Source organism: Saccharopolyspora sp. NPDC000995 (assembly GCF_053599315.1).
Window position 1 is genome coordinate 1 of sequence record NZ_JBSFLZ010000234.1, and the last position, 4,711, is coordinate 4,711.

Annotated in this window: 5 protein-coding genes; all 5 read right to left on the reverse strand. The window is 62.7% G+C overall.

All coding sequences use genetic code 11. From position 1 onward, the window contains the following. A partial coding sequence (locus ACWDKQ_RS35195; protein ID WP_450143076.1) for a reverse transcriptase domain-containing protein occupies positions 1 to 684 on the reverse strand: 684 nt, incomplete at its 3' end. A gap of 415 nt (positions 685 to 1,099) precedes the next feature. Then, positions 1,100 to 1,528, reverse strand: coding sequence for a transposase (locus ACWDKQ_RS35200; RefSeq protein WP_450143079.1), 429 nt, complete (start codon positions 1,526 to 1,528; stop codon positions 1,100 to 1,102). A gap of 196 nt (positions 1,529 to 1,724) precedes the next feature. After that, positions 1,725 to 2,354: an MBL fold metallo-hydrolase gene (locus ACWDKQ_RS35205; protein WP_450143077.1), complete on the reverse strand. Its 630-nt coding sequence runs from the start codon at positions 2,352 to 2,354 to the stop codon at positions 1,725 to 1,727. Then, positions 2,351 to 3,439, reverse strand: coding sequence for an S-(hydroxymethyl)mycothiol dehydrogenase (locus tag ACWDKQ_RS35210; protein WP_450143080.1), 1,089 nt, complete (start codon positions 3,437 to 3,439; stop codon positions 2,351 to 2,353). Before ACWDKQ_RS35210 ends, ACWDKQ_RS35205 begins: the two co-directional genes overlap by 4 nt. A gap of 298 nt (positions 3,440 to 3,737) precedes the next feature. After that, positions 3,738 to 4,711: NtaA/DmoA family FMN-dependent monooxygenase (locus tag ACWDKQ_RS35215; RefSeq protein ID WP_450143078.1), on the reverse strand; the 974-nt coding region annotated here is incomplete at its 5' end.

The following is a 4,711-nucleotide window of genomic DNA, read 5'->3' on the forward strand; positions in this document are numbered from 1 at the left end:
TTGGTGCTGCGATGGTTCCTGGAAGACACCCGGATGGTGGCGCTGGCCAGGGACAACGCCGTCGCCTTGTCGACGGCGTATGAGTACCGGGACGAGGGCATTGCGGTGCTCGCCGCGCGCCGGCCGTCGCTGCAAGGGCGCTGCTGGCGGCCAAGGCGGCTGCTTCTCATGCGGAATCGCCGAAAAGCAGTTGGCGATGTCCGTTTCGACCACCCACCGCCTGCCCCGCCACGCCTCATCGATGAGGACCTGGAGGGCGTCGTGCGCTGACCGTTTCGGACGGAACCCGAAGCTACACGGCAACATGTCCGCCTCGAAGATCGGCTCGAGCACGATCTTCATCGCGGTCTGCACGATACGGTCTCGCACCGAAGGAATCGACAATGGCCTCTGTTCAGCTGTGCCAGGCTTCGGGATGAAGACCCGTGCCGCCATCGGCCGGTAGGTACCGTCCTTCAACTCGGAAGCCAACTCGTCCAACAGCCGGGTGACCCCGTACTGCTTGACGTCAGCCAAGGTAGTGTTGTCGAAACCGGGCGCACCGTCATTGCGGTGCACCCCAACCCACGCGCACCACAAGACGTCTCTGCGGAAGACCTTGTCTCGCAACGCATGAAACCGACATCCAGGATCGGCCTTGGCCGCCCGGTAGAGCGTGTGCTGCAAGGCGCGAACCAGGTCCACAACGGACCCTCCAGCGGTGGGACTAGCCGAAACGGCACTCACCGAGCTCCTCCAGACACCAGACGCATCGACGAAGTAGCGGCCCTTCCCTCACCGGCGGTTATGTTGTCCGCTCGGCTCAATCGGTACTACGACCGCCTCCGACGCCCACCCAGCCAGCGATCCACTTCCCGAGGTCATCGGTTATAGGACGCCACGCTCCAGCAACCATCCGCAGGTTGCCGGGATGGGGAGGGCCTCCCCAGTTCCCGCCGCCCCTATCTGAACGTTCCGTGCCCTTTACGCCGGGGAGTTCATCGCGGCTGCAATCCAGGCGCTACACCGCTTCCATGGCCTTCACCCCGATCCGGAAGGGCTCGGCTCTCCCTGATGCCACCCTCACGGGCAGCTGAGTAACGACGCCACAGGCTTCGCTTCATGCTACGGACCGCTCAGTCGCTTCCCCTTCAAGGGCCTTCGACACTGGGCTTCGACGCCGGACGTTTCCCACCGACGCCGCCAGTCTGCTACCGGACCTCCTGGCAGCTACCCGGACCGGACTCACACCAGCAAGCGACGACGAGCTGACAGCCTTTCCCGCATCAACGGCCAGCTCGGTGATCAGCCGGGACACGGTCGGATCCGAGGCCACAGAACCGAACACGCCCGCCTCGGTCCGCACCAGTGCGATATCGGCCAGGCAGTCACCGCCTACAGCGACCGCGATCGCGAGATCCAGCACGATCTTGCCTAGATCATGTACCGCGAGAGGTTTCCGCCACGGCGATAACGCTTCGGACAATCCGCTGGTCACGCCCACTGTTTCGGCTGTGCGTAACAGCAGTACCGCCCCGGCCTGCGACAGACACCCGAGCCCGACCCGTCCACGGCCAGCCGCGGGTACGGCGAACTACACTGACCCACCTGAATGGTGCTCCTGAATCTGTGACCGATACGACCTTCAGCAAGCCGTATTATCGCAGTTCAGAGCACCATTCTCCGTTCACGGCACACAGCCGATCCCACACCGTCATGAAAGCCCCGGGTTAGCCAGCAGGGTCTCAGAAGCCCCGCTCGATATACTCCTCGAGGCGGGCCGCCTCATCAGCGATCTTCGTGGCGTCGCCGTGCCCCGTGCGCACGATCGTGGTGCCCGGGAGAGTAAAGATTTTTTCACTCAGCGACTTGATGATCACGTCGAAGTTAGAGTGTGACGGCCCAGTTGCGCCCGGCCCACCGTTGAATAGTGTGTCTCCGCTAAACAAAGTTTCGAGATCTGGCGCATAGAAGCAGGTAGACCCCGGCGAGTGGCCCGGCGTCGCGAGCGCCCTCAGGTCGATGCCCGCCACCGTGTATATCTCGCCATCCTCCAGATCTCCGTCTGGCTCGCGATCGGGGTAGGTGAGGTTCCAGACCACGCGGTCGGCGGGGTTCAGCAGGATCGGCGCGTCGAATGCCTGCGAGAGCGCTGGCACGGCATTGATATGGTCGCTGTGCGAGTGGCTGCAGAGAATGGCCCGAACATTGCGGTTGCCTACAGCTTCCATGATCGCCTGGGCGTCGTGCGGAGCGTCGATCAGTACGACCTCGGAGTCGTCCCCGACGATCCAGACGTTGTTGTCGACGTCGAACGACTTACCGTCGATCTCGAACTGACCACTGGTAATGATGTGATCGATCGGCCCACTCACATGATCACCACCGAACGCAGGACCTTACCGTGGTGCATTTTCTCGAAGGACTGCTCGACCTCGTCGAGCGAGATGCGCTCAGTGACGAACTTGTCGAGCGGAAAGCGGCCCTGCAGCGCGAGATTTACCAGCATCGGAAAGTCACGGCTGGGCAGGCAGTCACCGTACCAGGACGAGGACAGCGACCCACCGTGAGAGAAGAACGGCAGAAAGTCCGCCTCCAGCTTCATCTCCGGCGAAGGCACTCCAACGAGGACGAGGCGCCCCGCGAGGTCACGCGCTTCAAAGGCCTGCTTCCAGGTTCCCGGAGTACCAACCGCGTCGATGACCACGTCGGCGCCGAAGCCGCCGGTTAGATCACGGATGCACTGCACCGGATCGGTCTGTTTGGCGTTGATGGTGTGGGTAGCACCGAAGCCCCTGGCCCATTCGAGCTTCCCGTCCTCGGTGTCCACCGCGACGATCGTCGATGCGCCAGCCAGCGCGGCTCCGGCAATCGCCGCGTCACCGACGCCGCCGCAGCCGATCACGGCAACGGTCTCGCCGCGCTGCACCTTGCCGGTGTTCATCGAGGCACCGGCGCCAGCCATAACGCCGCACCCTATCAACCCAGCATATGCGGGGTCGATCTTGGGGTTCACCTTGGTGCACTGGCCCGAGTGGACCAGCGTCTTCCCCGCGAACGCGCCGATTCCCAGGGCCGGGGAGAGCTCTTCGCCGGTCTCCTTAAGTGTCATCGGCTGAGCTGCGTTTCGGGTGTCGAAGCACTGGTGCTGACGCCCCTTGCGGCAGGCCCGGCACACTCCGCACACAGCACGCCAGTTAAGGATCACGAAGTCGCCCTCAGCCACCTCCTCCACACCCTCACCGATGCTCTCCACGATGCCCGCCGCCTCGTGGCCAAGCAGGAAAGGATAGGCGTCCTCGATGTTGCCCTCGCGGTAATGCAGATCGGTGTGACACACCCCGCAGGCCTGCACACGCACCACTACCTCACCGAGACCAGGATCCGGGATCACGATCGTCTCGACCGTTACAGGCTTGCCTTTCGCCCGGGCCACGACGCCCTGAACCTCCTGTGACATGACTTCAGCTCCTTCTTCATCGTCGAATCTTTCGATCGGTCGGTCCCCGACCGCGCCGGCGACGACTATTACGCCGGTCAACCCAGTACCGATATAGCTGTGGGAGCAATGGCTGATACAGCTTCCTGCTCGCGGAAGCGAGGCTCGCTGCCGCGCTGCGCGGCCTCACGCATCGAGGTTGACTTTCGTGGTTGGGATACCACGTGTGGAGATTCGGGCCAGGACCCACCGGACGAGAGGTTGGGTCCTGGCCCGAGTCTTCTCCTGTTCTGCGTTCGGCCTGAGTGGAGCTCGGTGCTCAGGTTTCGAAGGGCGACGGTTTCGTGCTGTCGGCGACGCTTTCCTTTCCGGCATAGGAATCCCGGTACGACGCTGCCGGGTGCGGGCGCTGCGCGTAACTGCTATCGGTTCCGAGCATCTTCTGTCGCATCGTTCCGGCGGTGTAGCTGGTCTGGACTCGTCCGCGTTCACGGAGGACGGGGATTACGTAGTCGATGAAATCACTGGCCGACCCTGGAGTGATCGCGTAGGCGAGATTGAAACCGTCGAGACCTCCCTCGTCGCACCACTTCTCCATCTCGTCGGCAATGGTCTGCGGTCCACCAACCAGGCACGGTCCAAGCCCACCGATGCTGCGGTCTCGCATCACGTCTTGCACTGTCCATTTCGCGCCGCCGGAGGTGAGGGCTTCCAGCGTCGTGCGGAGGCTATCGTTGTCGACAGCCTCGAGAAGCTGGTCGGGGTCGTAGGTCGAGAAGTCGATCCCAGTCCAACCTCCGAAAAGCGCGAGCATGCCTTCGGGGCTAGCGTAAGAGCGGTATTCCTCGAACTTTCTCCGAGCGGCCTCATCGTTGTCTCCCGTGACGACCGTCAGCAAGGCAAAGATCTTGATGTCATCGCGAGAGCGACCAGCTGCCTCAGCCTTGTCTCGAATGTCATCGGTGACCTTCTTTGCCTGCTCTGCGTTCGTCACGAGGACGAACATGGCTTCAGCGTTCTGCGCCGCGAAGTCACGCCCGCGCCCCGACGACCCAGCCTGGAACAGGAAAGGCGTGCGCTGAGGAGAGGGCTCACAGAAATGGAACCCGGGAACCTTGAAGTGCTTGCCCTCATGGCTGATCGGGTGAATCTTCGACGCATCGGCGAAGACTCCCGAACTCTTGTCACGCCGAACGGCTCCTTCTTCCCAGGACCCTTCCCAGAGCTTGTAAAGGACCTCCATGTACTCATCGGCGATGTTGTAACGCTCGTCATGCGAGATCTGCTGATCGA

Bases quoted from the DNA above. Each gene is read 5' to 3' on its own strand.
- ACWDKQ_RS35210 (WP_450143080.1), bottom strand. From the start codon at position 3,439: ATGTCACAGGAGGTTCAGGGCGTCGTGGCCCGGGCGAAAGGCAAGCCT.